At 64.7% G+C, this 16,558-nt stretch carries 20 protein-coding genes; 11 read left to right on the plus strand and 9 right to left on the minus strand.

The window, feature by feature from the left end:
• Window positions 1-36 precede the first annotated feature (36 nt).
• The gene (locus A5777_RS06285; protein WP_064862014.1) at window positions 37-1,071 is read left to right on the plus strand and encodes an agmatine deiminase family protein; all 1,035 of its coding nucleotides are present in this window, start codon (window positions 37-39) and stop codon (window positions 1,069-1,071) included.
• Window positions 1,068-3,077: an amidase gene (locus tag A5777_RS06290; protein WP_064862015.1), complete on the plus strand. Its 2,010-nt coding sequence runs from the start codon at window positions 1,068-1,070 to the stop codon at window positions 3,075-3,077. Before A5777_RS06285 ends, A5777_RS06290 begins: the two co-directional genes overlap by 4 nt.
• Window positions 3,078-3,256: 179 nt before the next feature.
• Here A5777_RS06290 and A5777_RS06295 read toward each other — a convergent pair whose 3' ends face one another.
• Window positions 3,257-3,517, minus strand: coding sequence for a hypothetical protein (locus A5777_RS06295; protein ID WP_064862016.1), 261 nt, complete (start codon window positions 3,515-3,517; stop codon window positions 3,257-3,259).
• A gap of 164 nt (window positions 3,518-3,681) precedes the next feature.
• Entirely contained in the window at window positions 3,682-4,143 is a 462-nt protein-coding gene (locus A5777_RS06300; RefSeq protein WP_005208823.1) for a mycothiol transferase, read from the minus strand.
• 170 nt (window positions 4,144-4,313) lie between these two features.
• On the opposite strand from A5777_RS06300, the gene A5777_RS06305 reads away from it, so the two are divergent.
• The 4 genes from A5777_RS06305 to A5777_RS06320 all read left to right on the plus strand — a co-directional run bounded on the left by A5777_RS06305 (window position 4,314) and on the right by A5777_RS06320 (window position 7,002).
• A complete protein-coding gene (locus tag A5777_RS06305; protein ID WP_005208825.1) occupies window positions 4,314-4,568 on the plus strand; it encodes a hypothetical protein in 255 nt (84 codons plus the stop codon).
• Window positions 4,569-4,577: 9 nt separating this feature from the next.
• Window positions 4,578-5,804: a cupin domain-containing protein gene (locus A5777_RS06310; protein WP_039856936.1), complete on the plus strand. Its 1,227-nt coding sequence runs from the start codon at window positions 4,578-4,580 to the stop codon at window positions 5,802-5,804.
• The gene (locus tag A5777_RS06315; RefSeq protein WP_039856937.1) at window positions 5,801-6,700 is read left to right on the plus strand and encodes a sucrase ferredoxin; all 900 of its coding nucleotides are present in this window, start codon (window positions 5,801-5,803) and stop codon (window positions 6,698-6,700) included. Before A5777_RS06310 ends, A5777_RS06315 begins: the two co-directional genes overlap by 4 nt.
• Window positions 6,701-6,798: 98 nt before the next feature.
• Window positions 6,799-7,002 (plus strand): DUF2945 domain-containing protein, encoded by a 204-nt coding sequence (locus tag A5777_RS06320; protein ID WP_005208831.1) that lies wholly within the window; start codon window positions 6,799-6,801, stop codon window positions 7,000-7,002.
• Between the two features lie 27 nt (window positions 7,003-7,029).
• Here the strand turns inward: A5777_RS06320 and A5777_RS06325 are convergent, their stop codons facing one another.
• A complete protein-coding gene (locus A5777_RS06325; protein ID WP_039856949.1) occupies window positions 7,030-7,584 on the minus strand; it encodes a hypothetical protein in 555 nt (184 codons plus the stop codon).
• A gap of 79 nt (window positions 7,585-7,663) precedes the next feature.
• On the opposite strand from A5777_RS06325, the gene A5777_RS06330 reads away from it, so the two are divergent.
• Complete coding sequence (locus A5777_RS06330) at window positions 7,664-8,296, plus strand: DUF2461 domain-containing protein (protein ID WP_005208835.1); 633 nt, start codon at window positions 7,664-7,666, stop codon at window positions 8,294-8,296.
• Here A5777_RS06330 and A5777_RS06335 read toward each other — a convergent pair.
• The 3 genes from A5777_RS06335 to A5777_RS06345 all read right to left on the minus strand — a co-directional run bounded on the left by A5777_RS06335 (window position 8,274) and on the right by A5777_RS06345 (window position 10,993).
• Window positions 8,274-9,989 (minus strand): MFS transporter, encoded by a 1,716-nt coding sequence (locus A5777_RS06335; protein ID WP_064862017.1) that lies wholly within the window; start codon window positions 9,987-9,989, stop codon window positions 8,274-8,276. The two genes, A5777_RS06330 and A5777_RS06335, sit on opposite strands and share 23 nt — an antisense overlap.
• Entirely contained in the window at window positions 9,986-10,453 is a 468-nt protein-coding gene (locus tag A5777_RS06340; protein WP_064862018.1) for a MarR family winged helix-turn-helix transcriptional regulator, read from the minus strand. Before A5777_RS06340 ends, A5777_RS06335 begins: the two co-directional genes overlap by 4 nt.
• A gap of 141 nt (window positions 10,454-10,594) precedes the next feature.
• Window positions 10,595-10,993, minus strand: coding sequence for a YchJ family protein (locus A5777_RS06345; protein WP_064862019.1), 399 nt, complete (start codon window positions 10,991-10,993; stop codon window positions 10,595-10,597).
• Window positions 10,994-11,086: 93 nt separating this feature from the next.
• Between A5777_RS06345 and A5777_RS06350 the strand changes: the two genes are divergently transcribed.
• The 4 genes from A5777_RS06350 (at window position 11,087) to A5777_RS06360 (ending at window position 14,308) form a co-directional block, all read left to right on the plus strand.
• Complete coding sequence (locus A5777_RS06350) at window positions 11,087-11,428, plus strand: hypothetical protein (protein ID WP_064862020.1); 342 nt, start codon at window positions 11,087-11,089, stop codon at window positions 11,426-11,428.
• A gap of 154 nt (window positions 11,429-11,582) precedes the next feature.
• The gene (locus A5777_RS25655; protein WP_267625413.1) at window positions 11,583-12,293 is read left to right on the plus strand and encodes an amino acid permease; all 711 of its coding nucleotides are present in this window, start codon (window positions 11,583-11,585) and stop codon (window positions 12,291-12,293) included.
• Entirely contained in the window at window positions 12,290-13,501 is a 1,212-nt protein-coding gene (locus tag A5777_RS06355; RefSeq protein ID WP_269446989.1) for an APC family permease, read from the plus strand. Before A5777_RS25655 ends, A5777_RS06355 begins: the two co-directional genes overlap by 4 nt.
• Before the next feature lie 78 nt (window positions 13,502-13,579).
• On the plus strand, window positions 13,580-14,308 hold the full coding sequence (locus A5777_RS06360) for a DUF998 domain-containing protein (protein ID WP_064862021.1): 729 nt from the start codon (window positions 13,580-13,582) through the stop codon (window positions 14,306-14,308).
• Here the strand turns inward: A5777_RS06360 and A5777_RS06365 are convergent.
• The 3 genes from A5777_RS06365 to A5777_RS06375 form a co-directional block, all read right to left on the minus strand.
• The gene (locus A5777_RS06365) at window positions 14,287-14,733 is read right to left on the minus strand and encodes a GNAT family N-acetyltransferase (RefSeq protein ID WP_064862022.1); all 447 of its coding nucleotides are present in this window, start codon (window positions 14,731-14,733) and stop codon (window positions 14,287-14,289) included. The genes A5777_RS06360 and A5777_RS06365 overlap by 22 nt on opposite strands.
• Before the next feature lie 108 nt (window positions 14,734-14,841).
• On the minus strand, window positions 14,842-15,498 hold the full coding sequence (locus tag A5777_RS24055; protein WP_082933566.1) for a hypothetical protein: 657 nt from the start codon (window positions 15,496-15,498) through the stop codon (window positions 14,842-14,844).
• A 6-nt stretch (window positions 15,499-15,504) separates the two neighbouring features.
• Window positions 15,505-16,383 carry an acyl-CoA thioesterase gene (locus A5777_RS06375; RefSeq protein WP_005208847.1) on the minus strand — a complete coding sequence of 293 codons (879 nt, stop codon included), beginning with the start codon at window positions 16,381-16,383 and terminating at the stop codon, window positions 15,505-15,507.
• Between the last annotated feature and the right edge of the window lie 175 nt (window positions 16,384-16,558).

Here is a 16,558-nt window from a genome sequence, read left to right on the forward strand (position 1 = left end):
TTATTGATTGTTCGATCAATAACGAAAGGCACCGATATGTCCTGGACAATGCCCGCCGAGACGGCCCCCCACGAGCGTGTGTGGATGGCGTTTCCACGGATCAACACCACCCTCGCCGAGAGCGCGGCCGACGCCGAGACCGCGTACGCCGCGTGGAGCGAGGTTGCCAATACGGTCGCGCAGTTCGAGAAGGTCATCATGGTCGTCGACCCGACCGAGACGACGCGTGCGCGCGCCCTGCTCTCGGAGGAGATCGAGATCGTCGAAGCACCGCTAGACGACTCGTGGATGCGCGACATCGGACCGACCTTCGTCATCGACGACGCCGGCCAACTCGGCGCTGTCACATGGACGTTCAACGGTTGGGGCGCACAGGAGTGGGCTGAGTGGACCAACGATCGTCAGATCGGGCGCGTGGTCGCGGGCCGGGCTGGTGTCCCCGTTGTCAGCTCGATGCTCGTCCAGGAGGGTGGCGCCATCCACGTCGACGGCGAGGGCACCGTACTCGTCACCGAGACCGTCCAACTCGACCCCTACCGCAATCCCTACGCCACGCGCGAGACGATCGAAGCCGAGCTCGAGCGCACGATCGGCGCACGGAAGGTCATCTGGCTCCCCCGCGGTCTGACCCGCGACTACGAGCGGTTCGGCACGCGCGGTCACGTCGACATGGTCGCGACCATCCCCTCCCCCGGGACGCTGCTGCTCCACCATCAGCCGAATCCCGACCATCCCGACCACGCAGTCACCAAGGGTTTGCGCGGGTTCTTCGAAGGCACCACCGACGCAGCCGGGCGATCGTGGAACATCGTCGATCTGCCCGCTCCCGAAACGATCCGGGACTCCGAGGGCTTCGTCGACTACAGCTACATCAACCACCTCGTCGTCAATGGTGGTGTCGTCGCATGTGGTTACGGTGAACCGGAGGCCGACGCGCGCGCAGCCGAGATCCTGGCGTCGGTCTACCCCGGCCGGCGTGTGGTGACCATCGACGCCCGCGAGATCCTGGCGCGCGGCGGTGGAATCCACTGCATCACCCAGCAACAACCGGCCGTCGGCGCCACGTCATGACGTCCCCGGCACAAACCCCACCACTGGTGGAGGCATCGATATCCGAACTGAGTGCCGCGCTGGAATCAGGCGCGGTCACCAGCGTCGAACTCGTCTGCGGGTATCTGAATCGCATCGGTCGATACGATCGACATGGGTTGACGCTCAACGCGATTCCCGTTCTCAATCCGACGATGTTCGACGAAGCGCGCGCATCGGACGAACGCCGTGCCCGTGGCGAGGCGTACGGGCCGTTCGACGGCATCCCGTACACCGCGAAGGACAGTTACCGGGTGAAGGGCCTCACCGTGGCGTCGGGGTCGCCGGCGTTCGCACATCTTGTCGCGGGTTCAGACGCATTTGCCGTTGAACGCCTGCGAAGCGCCGGAGCCATCTGCCTCGGTCTCACCAACATGCCTCCGATGGCCAATGGCGGTATGCAGCGTGGCGTATACGGGAGGGCCGAGAGTCCTTACAACAGTGACTATCTCGCGGCCGCGTACCTGTCCGGCTCGTCGAACGGTTCCGGTGCGTCGACGACTGCGAGCCTGGCGGCTTTCGGCCTCGGCGAGGAAACGTGGTCGAGTGGCCGCTCCCCCGCGTCGAACAACGCGCTCGTCGCGTACACGCCGTCGCGCGGCGTGATCTCGGTGCGCGGCAACTGGCCTCTGACACCAACAATGGATGTCGTTGTGCCGCATACACGTACGGTCGACGATATGCTCGCACTGCTCGATGTTCTCGTCGCCGATGACGCCGACACCCGAGGCGACTTCTGGCGCACGCAGCCGTGGGTGGAGTTGCCCGCAGCGTCGTCGGTGCGGCCCGAGTCGTATCTGGAACTCCGCGATGACAATGCATTGCGAGGCAAGCGTTTCGGGATACCCCGAATCATCCTGGGAGACGACCCCGACGCGGGCTGGCCGATCACACCACGACCCTCGGTCATCGATCTGTGGAACCGCGCGCGGGAAGATCTGGAGGCAGCGGGCGCCGAAGTGGTCGACGTCGACTTCCCCGCCCTGACCAACTACGAACTCGACCGACCCGACGCCCGCGACGGCTATGCCCGCGGAATCCTGCCGGAGGGATTCTTCGACGCCGAGATGTGGGACCTCACCGTCTGGTCGTGGAACGACTTCTTGCAGGCCAACGGCGACCCCGCACTGAACCGCCTCGCCGACGTCGAGGGGTCGTTGATCTTCCCGCTGCCCGACGGCGCGATTCCCGATGAGCTGCACGGGTATTACGCGCGGTACAACCTGGACATCAGCGAGTACCCAGAGCGCGCCGCACTCGGAATCCCAACGCTCGATGAGATCCCGGATCTGGCCGAGGGCGTCCGCGGGCTCGAGGAACTGCGTCGTGTCGACTTGGAGGAGTGGCTCGACGAACTCGGCCTCGACGCGCTGGTGTTCCCTTCTGCGCTCGACGTCGGACCTGCAGACGCCGACATCAATGCGGCATCGCACGAACGTGCCATGGCAAACGGGGTGTGGGTGTCGACCGGCAACACCATGATCCGTCACTACGGCATTCCGACTGTCAACGTCACGATGGGCGCGATGAGTGACATCGGAATGCCCGTGAACCTGACATTCGCCGGGCGCGCCTACGACGACAACGCACTTCTCGCCTACGGCTGGGCCTACGAGCACGCCTCTCGACGCCGCACCGCTCCGCCGTCGACGCCGGAGCTGCCACCGCTGAGACGCCCAGGCGTCGTGTCCGACGGCGACGTCCCCGCGCTCGAACTGACAGCGTCCGCTCGACGCGATGCGCAGGTGGCCGTCATCGAGGTCTCGGGCTCGTCCGACGCCGACCTGCTGCAGGTCTTCGTCGACGGAGATGCTGTTCCGGTCGACCGCGAGGGATCGAGCTTCACAGCCTCGATCGAGATTCCCGCGGCTGAGCTCACGCGACAACACTCCGCGTGGCGCATCCCGTACGGCGCACTCGTGACGGCGATCGCGACGTCATCGAACGGCGCTGCCAACGCCGAATATGTGACCGTGGACGGCATCTGACCACACTCCGTCTATTCGGACGCTTTCGGACCTGCCCGCAGGGCAATCACGTCTGCCCCGCCACCGGGGTGTGGTGGCGGGGTGTGGACGGGTTGCGGCGCAACCGGATTCGACGGTCCGCCCGGGCTAGCGGATGGGTGCGCCGGCCGGGTTGGCACGTCGGTCAGGTGACGCGGTGGTCAGGAGGCGTCGGCCAAGGGTGGGTCGACGCCTCCGGGTGGGTCGACGTCGCCGAGCCACCAGAGGCTGGCTGGTGGGGCCGGACCTGTTGGCGCGTCGGGGTCTGCGGACGGGTCGGGGTCGGGTGGATCAGCGAGGTTCCATTGGATGTCGACCCGCGCGCTGAGGCGCAGGGTGTCGCTGGTGGGCATTGCGCCCGCCAGTGCGCCGAAGGCGCACGGCCATTCCCGCTGTCGCTGTTGCTGTTCACGTGCCGCCACCCCCGCCCCACGTCGTATCGAATATGTGTTCTACACTACCCGACGATACGGACAAACGTCGAGGAAAAGTCGAAGATACTTTCGAGCTATCGAGAACCGATGACGGACAGGCTGATCGACCAGTTGTCCGCGATTCGGACTCAAGCAGAATCCGCGGTACTGATTCAGGCGCTCAACAAATCGCGCGTTACCTGCAGCTGGCCCAGGTGCTGGGCAAGCTCGTGTACGACATGCAGCACAACCCACTGCGGCGTAACGGTGTCGAGGTCGACATTCGCGCGTGTTCCGCGTGCATCGCGGCCCGCAATTCCGTTGCGCAACATACGCGTCGCCCACACATCCACGTCGGCGCGGACCTGCGCGATACGCACGACGAGATCGTCGCGCGTTCCGGTGGCCTCGAACTCCCCCGACCGATCACGGGGCAGGTCCAATCCGCAGCCGAATGTTCCCAGCCACCAGCGGGTCATCTCGATGCAGTGGTGGACAATCGCGTACGGCGCGTTGGAGCCTGCGACCGGCAGTCTGCTGTTGAGGTCGGCGTCGGCCACGCCGTCGAGCGTGGCGAGAATGCCGTCCCAGCATCGATCAGCGGTGTCACGAGCGGCCTCAAACCAGAGATCCATCGCTACAGCGTGTCACGTTCGAATCATCGTGACCTTGCAGGAACCGCCATCTCGGCGCAGTAACGAACTTCGACCCTCGTCGACGAATCCTCGTCAAGAGCGTCACATGTCGACATAGTGGAGTGTGGAGTCCCCAACCGAGTGACTCCCAACGAGGAAAGGGTTTACCCATGGCACTCGACGACGACGACATCACCACCTCCAGCCCAGGGGGCGAAGGTCCTGCCGATGGCGGCTCGAATCCCGGCGGACACGACGGCGGCGCAGACGGCACCGCCTCACCCGGCGAAGGACCAGCCGACGGCGGCTCCAACCCCGGCGGACACGACGGCGGCGCAGACGGCACCGCCTCACCCGGCGAAGGACCAGCCGACGGCGGCTCCAACCCCGATGGACACGACGGCGGGGCAGACGGCACCGCCTGAGTGACGACAATGCTGAGCCGCTGCATCGCCATCGACCCCGACACGTTCGCGCGTGATCACTGGGGTCGGCGTCCTCTGCTCAGCAGATCGGACGCGCTCCCCCGCGACTTCGACGATCTTCTCTCGCCGCGCAGCGTCGACGAGTTGATCGCCGAGCGCGGGGTGCGTGCACCGTTCATCCGGATGGCCAAGGAAGGCGGCCTGGTAGGCAAAGAGAACTACCTCGGGCCGGCCGGTTTCGGTGCAGAGATGCCCGATCAGGTCGATTCGGCAAAAGTGCTGGCGCAGTTCGCCTCTGGTGCCACGATCGTTCTACAGGGGTTGCACCGACTGTGGCCGCCCATCATCGACTTTGTGCGCGGGATGGTCGACGACCTCGGACACCCGGTACAGGCCAACGCCTACATCACCCCACCCGCAAACCGCGGTTTCGATCCCCACTACGACGTGCACGACGTCTTCGTACTGCAGATCTCCGGCAGCAAGCATTGGCGGGTTCACTCCCCGGTTCACACCGATCCCCTCGCCGACCAACCCTGGACCGACCACCGCGATGCCATCGAGGCGCGCAGTCACGAAGAGCCGGTGATCGACACCGTCCTCGAACCCGGCGACGCCCTGTACCTTCCGCGCGGATGGCTCCACTCGGCAGAAGCTCTCGGCCACACGTCGATTCATCTCACGGTCGGGGTATCGGCTGTCACTGCCTTCGATCTGGTCCGGACGGTCGTCGACCAACTCGGGACGGTCGAATCGCTACGCACCGCGCTCCCGATGGGCACCGACTTCACCGATCCCGACGAGTCAGCGGCGCTGGCAGCCAAGACAATTGCCGCCGTCATCGACGTATTGCAGGCCAACACAACAGATCTGGCCGAGAGTACCGCCGCGCGGTTGTCGACGATCCACGCCGAGCGAACCCGACCCGTGGCAGTTCGACCGCTCGCCACACTCGACGCAGTCAACTCACTCACCGAACACACGACGGTGAGTCGACGCCACGGCCTCGTCGTCGAAGTCCGTCGTGCGTTGCAGCGCACAGAGATTCGCCTTCCCGATCGGACCATCAGCTTCCCCGACTACTGCACAGAGGCACTCGAGGCCGCAGTATCCGGAGCCACCGTCACCGCGGGTGAACTACCGGGACTCGACGCCGCCGACAGCCTCGTGCTGATTCGCAGACTGCTTCGTGAGGGCGTCGTCGTTCTCGAGAGTGGATCGGTTCCAACCGGATGACCCGTCGTCCTCCGTGTAGCGTGCAATCCGCGGAGCGCGGTGATCCGATCTACGGCACAGCCTCGGCGGGAACGTTGTGGGTCCTGCTCGAACTCGGTGGTGCGTGGGGACATTCGGCGTTCCTGCAATCGCCGTCCATCATCGACCCCGACCTCGGTCTGAGCATCGTGCGTCGGGTCGAGAAGCAGCGCATGCGGATTGTCGCGATTCGACGACCGGGACGCCGACCGCAAGCACCACGGTGGCGTTGGTTCATCGTGGACTCCACGCCGGGAGCAGAAAGCGTGCACGCTGGCGAAGTCGACGGTCCCGCAGGCTATCTCGACCTCGCGCTCGACGGGTCCGACGGTGCTCCATCGACCGAACCTCTCGTCGCAGTGTGCGCGCACGGTAAGCATGACCAGTGCTGTGCAGTTCGGGGTCGGGCCGCGACAGCATCGATCGCGTCGGCGTATCCGGAGTGGACGTGGGAGTGTTCACACCTCGGTGGTGACCGCTTCGCCGCGACAGGGCTGATCCTTCCGCATGGTCTCTGTTACGGACGACTCGACACCGCCGTCGACCCAGCGTCCATCGTCGAGCTGTACACCCAAGGGCGCCTTGTGGATTCACTGCTGCGTGGACGTACGTCACTCCCCCACGCCGTGCAGGCCGCACAGCACTTCGCCCGTGTCGAGACCGGAGATGACCGCATCGACTCGTTCGCGCCGATCGACGTCACACACGTCGATGGGCGGATCCGCGTCCGTCTGACGGGCCACGTCGGCCCCGTCGACGTGGTGCTCGGTGAGGAGTTCTCCGAGCCGCTGTTTTCGATGTGTCAAGCGAATGTCGCTGGACGCGTACGGCAGTTCACGCTGGACTCCATCGCCTTCGGACAGGTCGCCGCGACCTGACCGTGACCCTGTATCGATCGGTGGTCGGCGACGTATCGAGCACGCGTCACCCACGTCGACGAGCGCCGTCGGCGTCGGTGAGCGCGCATGCTCGACTCATGGGAATCAACAAGAACGACACCGTCGAATGGAATACGTCCCAGGGACCGACGCATGGGCACGCGAAGGAAAAGCGCACATCGCCATTCACCTTCGACGGTCAGAAGTTCAATGCAAGCGACGACGACCCGTACTGGATTGTCGAATCGTCGAAGACCGGATCGCAGGCCGCACACAAGGAGTCGTCGCTCACCAAGAAGTGAGTGATTCGTACCCACATTCTCGACAGGTCACATATTTTCGAAGGCCCGACCGAGTTCGGCACCGACGTCGATGATGCGAGCAGCTTTGACCTCGGGCTTGTCGATCTCTTCCGCCACGTGCTGGGCGACAAAGCGCTTGATTTCGGTGTCGACCTGACCGACGGCACGAATGAATTCGCCACGCAGGTTGTGTGACGCGACGCCCACGATCACGTCTTTCGGCCGCGGCGGAGTGACGTCGATCCGCAACTCCAGCGGCTCGGCGGCACGAACGGTCAACGGAAGTGTGATCAGCCCGTCGACGTCGTACTTGATGCGATCGACTCGCAGATCCACGACGAGACCGATGGTCAGCATGATCTCAACGGTGAACGTGATCAGTTCGCCGACATTGCGCGCGATACGCGGCTCGCCGATCTCGACGTGCGCGGTCACGCGAGCGAGCCCACCGGGGCCGGACGGGATGGGCCCGACGTCGAAAGATCCACCCGTAATGGAGGAGAACGCCGACCCCACCCGCTCTTCGGTCACGGCGACCTCGAAGAACCGGCGGCCGAACTCTTCGTACGTCAGCTGCGTCATCCCCTTCATCGTGCCATTTCATCGATCGTCATAGAACACGTTCGCCTCGATCCGGCGCGGCGAGTCGTACCCTCGGGACATGTCTTTTCAGGGCTTCCCCGAGGCCGCCCTCGATTTCTACGACGACCTCGAGGTCGACAACAGCAAGGCTTTCTGGGAACAACACAAGCAGACATATCAGAGCGCTGTGGCCGCACCGATGCGTGAGCTGACCGACGCACTTGCCGACGAGTTCGGTGAAGCGAAGCTGTTCCGCCCCTACCGCGACGTCCGGTTCTCGAAAGACAAGTCGCCCTACAAGACCCACCAGGGTGCCTACGTTGCCGTGGCACCGGCGACCGGCTACTACGTGCAGATCGGTGCACCGGGCGTCATGGTGGGTGCCGGCTTCTACGACGCTTCCGCCGAGCGATTGTCCGCGATGCGCACAGCCATCGACGATGATCGACGTGGCCGCGAACTCGAACAGATCGTCGCCGACCTCACCGCGACCGGCTGGGAGGTGGGCGGAGGTCGTCTCAAAACCGCACCACGAGGCTGGGACCCGGGACACCCGCGCATCGAACTGCTGCGACACAAGACGTTCACCGTGTCACACCCCTACGGGTTCGACGCGGTGATCCATACGCCGGAGTTGGTCGACCGCGTGCGGGATGACTGGCGGACGACCGCGCCGCTGATCGACTGGCTCACCCGACACGCTCTTGCGTGACCGCTGGTTGACGCTTACCGCGGAGAAGCGACGCCGTGGCAGCGCAGATCGACAACACGATGGACACACAGAACACGACGACCAGTCCGTCGTGGAACGGCCCGGAGAGCAGTTCCGGGAAGAAGGTATGGCCGGTGAGGGTCGCACGTTGTCCGTCGGTGACCTGGGTGAGCACACCGGTCCCTGCGAGAAGGTGCTCGATCGGGTTGACGCCGAGCAGCGCCGAGAACAGCGACGCGACGGGTGGAAGCTCCGCGACGTCCGTCGCCACTCCCGCCGGAACTCCCTGCCCCTGCAACCCCGTGGACAACGCATCCGGCAGCGTCGCCGAGAGTCCGACGATCATCAGCGAGAAGGACACACCGATCGACAGCGCGGTACCCGTGTTCTGGAATGTCGCGCGCATCCCGGACGCCACGCCACGGTAGCGAGCCGGAACGCTGCTCATGATCGACGACGTGTTGGGCGCGGTGAACATGCCTGTACCTATCCCGTTCAGAGCGATCAACAGCGCAAACGCCCAGTAAGGGAACATGATCGGCAAGAACAACAAGCCGACGAAGCTCGCCCCGAACAACACCATGCCGACCGTCGCGAAGCCGCGGGCACCGAACCGGTCGCTCATCGCACCGGTCAACGGACCCGAGATGAAGAAGCCGATTGTCAAGGGCAGCATGAAGATTCCCGCCCACAGAGGTGTGTCGGCGTAGTCGTATCCGTGGACCGGCAACCAGATCCCCTGGAGCCAGATGATCAACACGAACTGCAGGCCGCCCTGCGCCAACGAGGCACACAGTGCCGCACCGTTTCCGGCGACGAACGGTCGGATTCGAAACAGTGAGAGTTCGATCATCGGTTCGGCGACACGACGTTCGACGATCACGAATCCGACGAGCAGCAGCACTCCTGCGACGAGCAGACCCACCACGACCGGGTTGGTCCATCCCATCGTGTGACCGCCGTAGGGCTGTAGGCCTATCGTGATGGCGATCAGCAACGACGACAGTCCGATCGCGAAGCTCCCGTTGCCCAGCCAGTCGATCCTTCCGGGATGGCGTTCGCCGCTGTCACGAAGTTTGCGGTAGGCCCACACGGTGAAGAACAGGCCGACGGGCACGTTGACCCAGAAGACCGCCCGCCAATCCCACGCTGCAAGCAGACCTCCGAGAACCAGCCCGGTGAGCTGCCCCGCCAGTGCAGCAACCTGATTGAGCCCCAGCGCGAACCCGCGTCTGTCGGGAGGGAACGCGTCGGTCAGGATGGCCGCTGAGTTTCCGGTCAGCATCGAGCCGCCGAGGGCCTGCAACACCCGCCACCCGATCAGCCAGATCGCTGCGTTCGCTGCGTGAAAGGGGTCGAACGACAACAGGATCGACGCGACGGTGAACACCGCGAATCCCATGTTGTAGATGCGGACGCGGCCGAACATATCGCCCAGCCGACCCAGTGTGGTCACGGCGACAGCCTGGACGAGCCGGTAGCCCATGATCATCCACAGCAGGAACCCGATGTTGGCAGGTGCGAGCGGGTCGAGGCCGATGCCCCTGAAGATCGCGGGTAGGGAGATGATGACGATCGAGCCGTCGAGAGCCGACATGAACACGGCCGCAGTCGTATTCGAGAGCGCCACCCATCGGTATCGCGAGTCGGGTTCTTGCTCTACCGGCGTTAGGGTCGTCGACGCCGCGCTCACAGCGCGTCCGCGAGCCGGTCGAGTAGCGGCATGACGTCTCGGAGTTGCGCGATCTCGTCGTCGTCGAGCACCTGGCCCATCGCCTCCGCGATCGCTCGCGTCCGTTGACCGCGACGACCACGCAGCGCCTCGGCCCCAGCATCGGTCAATGCCAGCACGATTCGTCGTCCATCTTCGGGATCTGTTGCGCGACTGACAAACCCACGCCCCTGCAGCCCAGACACAGTGACACCCATCGACTGTGGGCTGACGTTCTCGCGGCGCGCCAGTTGCGCCGCCGTCGCCGGACCTTCCCGCTCGAGACGCGCGAGCACAGCCGTTTCGGGAGCGCTCGGATCGTCGGTCGCACGATGCTGCCGCAGTCTGCGCAACAGCGATCCGAGGATGATCCGGAACTCGGCCGCCACCTCGACTGTGGCATCGTCGAGGGTCGCCGACTGCGTGGTGGCATCGCGTTCAGGCATAATCATCAATCTATATTGATCAATTCAGGTTGATCAATTGCCACAAATGCGACCAGGCGGGTGCTCGTGCGCTGACCAGCGCCTATGTGCACGGCTTGTATGCACCGGTTCTCCCGGACGCACTGCAGGGGCCAAGCTGCGCTACTCGACCGTCCCGTCGACGTAGACCCAGGAGCCGTCGAATCGGCTGAATGTCGAGAGTTCGTGCATCTGCCCTCGACGTCCATCGGCCCGATAGAACGCCGTGAATTCGACCGTGCCTGTCGTATCGAAAGGACCGCCGCCGTTCACCGATTCGATGTCGAGACGCAGCCACCGCATGCCGTCATCGAGTTCCAGGTCGCCCGGTCGGGTGTCGGGATGCCAGCTGCGCAGCAGGTGATTTCGGTCGCCGACGGCGAACGCGGTGAATCGGGATCGCATCAACGCTTCGGCAGTCGGGGCACGACGCTCTCCGCGCAGGATCGGCCCGCAGCACTCGGCGAAGGTCAGACCGGTTCCGCACGGGCAGCGCGCATCGTCGTCGATCATCGTGCTCATGGCGGCCCAGCATATGCGGCCACGACCAATGGTCCCAGCCGACTGCCAGCGTCCGCCCATCACGGTGGCAGCGTCGGCGACTGTGATGGTGACATGACAACGATCACTCACCAACCATCAGTCATCCGCACCGCGCACGCCGACACCGTCGTGCTGATCATGGACGGCAGCGTTCGAGCTCACTCGCTCGCCCGACAGATTCTCGATCGGGGGAAGAACCTCGCCATCGCAGGGACCCGTGGTCACGATCTCGTCCCCTACGTCGATGCGGCCGTGCGCGATCGGGTCGTGACGGTCATCGCCGATCCCGCAGATCCGACGCAGATCGACGCGGTCATCGAGCGCGCGAGCGACACCCTCGGACCCGTGATCATGGTTGTCGATCCCGGCGGATTGCTCGCCGATGTTCGCGCCGCCGACCGTCACGCCGCCTGACACGCGCCGCGCCGGGCGACAGTGGTCAGGGGTAAGAAGCCGGTCTGGGGTAAGAAGCAGTCTGCGGTAGAGCTACGTCAAGAACCGCCCGGTCGGCGTCAAATTCGCGTCAGAGACGCTCGCGCACCCATCCACCAGCGATACAACGTCCTTCGTGGCATTACCCGGAACACTTACGCGAGCATGGGCGCGCGACGAGACATCATTGTCGAACTCCTCGGCTGACCAGCCAAAAGCTTCACCTCAACGCGACAAGCGTCGCCTGACCGCGACGACGGGGCTGGCAGCTCTCTCGTTGGATGCGATGGCGTCGGTCGCCTACGGGCCCGAGGCAATCGTCCTCGCACTCGCCGCGGCAGGTGGCAACGCGTTGGGACTCACGCTTCCCGTCAGCGCCGCGATCGTCGTACTCCTGGCGGTGTTGGTGCTCTCCTATCGACAACTGATCGCCGCGTTCCCCGACGGTGGCGGCGCCTACGCTGTCGCGAAAGCCCATCTCGGGCGCCGCGCATCATTGGTCGCCGCGGCGTCGCTCGTGATCGACTATGTCCTCAACGTTGCCGTATCGGTGACTGCCGGAACCGCCGCACTCACGTCCGCATTTCCCTCCGCTGGGCGCTACACCGTCTGGATCGCGCTCGCGGTGCTCGCACTGATCACAGCCGTCAATCTGCGCGGAATCGTCAGCAGCGCCAGGGCTTTCATCACCCCGACCGTTGTGTTCGTGGTGAGCATCGCGTCGGTGATTGTCGTCGGCCTCGTCAGCGGCGGCAACCACAGTGCCCGCAGGTCGACTCACAGACCGTCGGCACGATCGGAATCCTGTTGGTACTCAAGGCATTCTCCAACGGCTGTGCGGCTTTGACCGGAGTCGAAGCCATCGCCAATGCGACGCCGCAGTTCAGAGAGAATCGGATCCGTCGCGCGCAGCGTGCGGAGGTGGCGCTCGGTGTACTCCTCGGTGCGATGATGCTCGGCATTGCCGCCCTCGTGGAGCGTCTGCACATCCACCCGCAGGCAGGCGTCACCGTGCTGTCACAACTGACAGAGAGCGTATTCGGCCGCGGCGCAATGTATTACGTGGTGCAGATAGCCACAATCGTGCTGCTCGCTCTGGCTGCGAACACGTCATTCGGCGGGTTGCCGCAACTGATGAAAGTTGTTGCGAGCGACGATCACCTACCGCATCGGCTCACCCGCAGGACTCGCAACGGCGTGTACCGCAACGGGGTGCTGATCCTCGCGGGGGCATCCGCGCTACTGATCGTCGTCTCGGGTGGAGACGTCAATGCCCTCGTCCCGTTGTTCGCCATCTGCGTGTTCATCGGCTTCACGCTCGCGCAGGTCGGGCTGGTGCGTCACTGGTCGGTGACGCGTTCACACGGTTGGCGACGACGCGCGGCTCTCAACGGCTTCGGCGCCGTGCTCACAGCCGTGGCGGCCGTGGTCCTCACCGTGATGAAAGCCGGCGAGGGTTCACTCTGGGTCATCCTCGTCCTGGCACTGCTCGTGGCAGCGATGGAGTTGCTGGCCAGAAGTTATCGACGCACACGGGAACTCGACATTCGCACAGCCGCCGACACGTCACACCCCGGCGAACACCGTCGACACTCCTTCGCCGGCCAGGGCCTCGCCGTCGTACCCGTCTCGTCACCGCTGTGCTGTGCCACCAACGACGCGCTGCACGCTGCACGCGCATTCGGTCGCGAGGTCATGGCGCTGCACGTCGTCATCGACGGTGACGCAAGAGAAGGGGCTACCGACGGGGAATCGACTCGCGGGCACGATGACTTCGCCGCGGAGTGGCGGCGGTTTCACCCCCTCGACCACCTGGTCGAACTGCGTGCGCCGGACGAGGACTCTGTCGTCGACATCCTGGCCGACCATATCGCCGACCTCGCGCGTAACGACGATGTGCTCGTCATCATCCCCGACACCGCTTCGGACGCGCGCGCACGATTGTTGTCCTCGGGACGCGCCGACGACCTCGAGCGCACCCTGAAGCGCACTACACCCGCGTTGGTCACGAGGACCCGCACGAGCGTCGACGCGCGCCATGCGATGTCGTCGTGAATGTGCACAGGTCGCAGCAGGGGTGAGTAGCGGGGTAAGGCGTGAGGCGCCCCTTCTTCGGTGGACTAATCTGATCGAATGCCATCGTTGTCGACGACCCGCCGTATCACCGCGGGAATCCTCATCGCACTGGCCGGCATCTGCTACTCCTCGTGGGTGCTCGAGTTCTTCTGGTCGAGTCCGCTCGACCCGCTGAACAGCTTCCTCAGCGAACTCGACGCCGCTCACCGTCCCCATCGGGCGGTGTACGAGACGGGCGACATCCTCACCGCGATCTTCGCGGTGTCCTCGGCGCTGATCCTCTTCCTTCCGCGTCCGATCGTGAGTGGGGTGTACGCGCGGATCGCTGTGATCTCGTTCGGCGTGTTCGGCGCAGCGACATTGGCCGACGCGCTCGCGCCCATCGATTGCATACCCGGCGTCGACAAGGACTGCCCGTACGAACCGAGCGGGCTTCTCCCCCAGCTGCATCACATACACGCGTTGACCAGCACGATCGCCGTGTTCGCCATCTTCATCACGATGATCGCGGGCGTGGTGGCGGCTTACCGGCAGCGCCCGCGGATCTGGCCACTACTCCGGACGGCCGGGCTCGGCGTGCTCGTCGTCGTCGCGGTGACCACCGCGTGGATGTTGATCGCCGACAACCTGCACGGCGACTACTACCTCGGTCTGGCGCAGCGAATCCAGGTCGGAGGTATGTCGGTGTGGCTGATTCTGTGGGGCTTCGCGGTGTGTGCGCAGCGCACTCGCAGTCAGGCCAGCGCCGCAACCAGCACGCCGGCTCAGGTGAGTTCGACCTCGTAGACGACGAAGTCGTTCGACGCGATCGTGTCGTACAGCGAACGGGCCGTCGCATTGTCACGTGCAGTCTGCCAGTAGACCTTCGGTAGCCCCTGGTTGCGAGTCCACTCGAGCACGTGATCGATGAGCGCACGCCCAGCGCCGCTCCGACGGACGTCGGGCGCCACGAACAGGTCTTCGAGGTACGTGTAGGGCGCGTCGCTCCACGTTGACGCGTGCGTCAGCCAGTGCACGATGCCGATCGCCCGTCCGGTCTCGTCGCGCGCGATAGCACCGAACATCGGGTAGTCGGGGTCGAGGATTCGGGCGAACGTCAGGTCCGACTGTTCCTCGCTCAGTTCGTGCTCGTAGAACGTCAGGTACCCCGCCCACAGCGGAGCCCAGTCCCGTCGATCTGCCTGGGTCAGCGGCGCGATTGTCGTGGTCATCAGTCGTCTCACTCTCGGGTGTTCATCGGTGTCGCACATTCGGCGGGCCAGGCACGGGCCTGAAGCATCTGCAGTGGGAGGCGCATCGTTCTCACGTGGCGCCAGGCGTCATGACGTGGGGCGGAAAACCACTCCACGCTCCAGCGCCGAACCCGAAACCGGTTGCGCGAAGGTGTCTCCCAGGTGCACGACATAGCCGCTCTTGTCGGCGTCGACACCCTTGGCAGAGAACCTCAGGACGCACTGCTGCTGCTCTGTGCTGTGGCGCTCAAGCGGTGCTGTCGCGAGTTTTCCGCCCGTTTCGCTGTAGATGGTGACAACCGTTTTGTCGGAAATGGTGCCGCCATTGGCGGTGGTCTCCCATGACGCGCAGCTGACCGGGACACCTCCGATTGCAGTGAACTGGGGTGTGTAGTTGACCCCGAGCACAATCGCGGACACGGCGAGGCCAGCGAACACGACCATCGCGATCGACGTCCCGACGATGACCGGTACGCGAGTCTTGTGCTGCCACTCGCGTCGCGGCAGCGCGGCACCCGAGTCGAGCCAGAATTCGGTTGTCCCCTGCTGCGCGTCAGTCGGGTACTGCGGCTGCTGGAACGTCTGCGGATACTCCTGCTTGTGGGAGTATTGCTGCGCCTCTGGATGTTCCTGCGACTGGGGATATTCCTGCGACTGGGGATATTCCTGCGACTGGGGATATTCCTGCCCGTGTGGGTGTTGCGGTGCCTGTGGGTGTTGGCCCGACCATGATCCCGGCTGCACTACGTGTCACTCCTTCGGAGGGAAGTATTTGATCAGGGCTTCTTGCACGACGGAGGTCGCAAGGGTTCCGTCCCGCTTCCAGAATCGGCCCGAGCCCATCCCGCGCGAGCCGGTGGCGACCGGCGATCGCGTGGCGTACAGCATCCACTCGTCGAACCGGAAGTCACGATGGAACCACATCGAGTGGTTGACAGTTGCCGCAAACAGTCGGTCGATGCCCCAGGAAAGCCCGTGCGTCGTGATGATCGAGTCGAGCACCGTGGTGTCCGATGCGTAGCACATCGCCGCGACGTGGAGTAGCGGATCGTCGGGCATGACGCCGTCGGTCTTCATCCATACTCTGTTGTCGCGCAACGTCTCTCCGGCTTCGCGCATCTTCCATGACGGATCGTTGGCGAAGCGGATGTCGATGGGATGCAGTGCGTTGACGAAGGTGGCAATGCGGTCTTCGAAGCCCTTGAAGTGCTCGCCAAGCGGCGGCAACTCTTCCGGATAGGGCACCTGGGGAATCTCGACCGCGTGCTCGAGGCCCGCGGCGTTGTCCTGGAATGCGACGAGCATGGTGAAGATGACCTCGTCGTCTTGCATCGCGGTCACCTGCCGGTTGGCAAATGACTTGCCGTCGCGGAACCGGTCGACATGGTATTCCATGGGCTTCTTGACGTCGCCGCCGCGGATGAAGTGTGCGTGCAATGCGTGGACGGGAGGGTTCCCGCGGGTCAGGGTGCGTCCCGCCGCGACGACGCCCTGCCCGAGCATCTGACCGCCAAAGGTGCGCGCGGTCTTCTGCTCGGGGTGCTGCCCGATGAACAGGTCGTCCTCACGTCGTTCGACGTCGAGCAGGTCGAGGAGTTTGCCGAGATCCTCGGACACGTCGGTTGTCATGCAGATCACCCTATGCGGTCAGCCGCAGACGCAATGCAGCCGGTGGGCAGCGTCGGCTCGTGGCTGCGCCGCCCCGTTCTGCACGACGAAGAGCGAGGGCGTCGGCTCGTGGCTGCGCCGCCCCGTTCTGCACGACGAAGAGCGAGGGCGTCGGCTCGTGGCTGCGCCGCCCTAT

Source organism: Gordonia sp. 852002-10350_SCH5691597 (assembly GCF_001665715.1).
Lineage (GTDB): Bacteria > Actinomycetota > Actinomycetes > Mycobacteriales > Mycobacteriaceae > Gordonia > Gordonia sputi.

Bases quoted from the DNA above. Each gene is read 5' to 3' on its own strand.
- A5777_RS06330 (WP_005208835.1), top strand. From the start codon at position 7,664: ATGTCTTTTCAGGGCTTCCCCGAGGCCGCCCTCGATTTCTACGACGAC.
- A5777_RS06300 (WP_005208823.1), bottom strand. From the start codon at position 4,143: ATGGATCTCTGGTTTGAGGCCGCTCGTGACACCGCTGATCGATGCTGG.
- A5777_RS06320 (WP_005208831.1), top strand. From the start codon at position 6,799: ATGGGAATCAACAAGAACGACACCGTCGAATGGAATACGTCCCAGGGA.
- A5777_RS06365 (WP_064862022.1), bottom strand. From the start codon at position 14,733: ATGACCACGACAATCGCGCCGCTGACCCAGGCAGATCGACGGGACTGG.
- A5777_RS06315 (WP_039856937.1), top strand. From the start codon at position 5,801: ATGACCCGTCGTCCTCCGTGTAGCGTGCAATCCGCGGAGCGCGGTGAT.
- A5777_RS06325 (WP_039856949.1), bottom strand. From the start codon at position 7,584: ATGACGCAGCTGACGTACGAAGAGTTCGGCCGCCGGTTCTTCGAGGTC.
- A5777_RS06305 (WP_005208825.1), top strand. From the start codon at position 4,314: ATGGCACTCGACGACGACGACATCACCACCTCCAGCCCAGGGGGCGAA.
- A5777_RS06290 (WP_064862015.1), top strand. From the start codon at position 1,068: ATGACGTCCCCGGCACAAACCCCACCACTGGTGGAGGCATCGATATCC.
- A5777_RS06375 (WP_005208847.1), bottom strand. From the start codon at position 16,383: ATGACAACCGACGTGTCCGAGGATCTCGGCAAACTCCTCGACCTGCTC.
- A5777_RS06360 (WP_064862021.1), top strand. From the start codon at position 13,580: ATGCCATCGTTGTCGACGACCCGCCGTATCACCGCGGGAATCCTCATC.
- A5777_RS06285 (WP_064862014.1), top strand. From the start codon at position 37: ATGTCCTGGACAATGCCCGCCGAGACGGCCCCCCACGAGCGTGTGTGG.
- A5777_RS06310 (WP_039856936.1), top strand. From the start codon at position 4,578: ATGCTGAGCCGCTGCATCGCCATCGACCCCGACACGTTCGCGCGTGAT.
- A5777_RS06340 (WP_064862018.1), bottom strand. From the start codon at position 10,453: ATGCCTGAACGCGATGCCACCACGCAGTCGGCGACCCTCGACGATGCC.
- A5777_RS06350 (WP_064862020.1), top strand. From the start codon at position 11,087: ATGACAACGATCACTCACCAACCATCAGTCATCCGCACCGCGCACGCC.
- A5777_RS06345 (WP_064862019.1), bottom strand. From the start codon at position 10,993: ATGAGCACGATGATCGACGACGATGCGCGCTGCCCGTGCGGAACCGGT.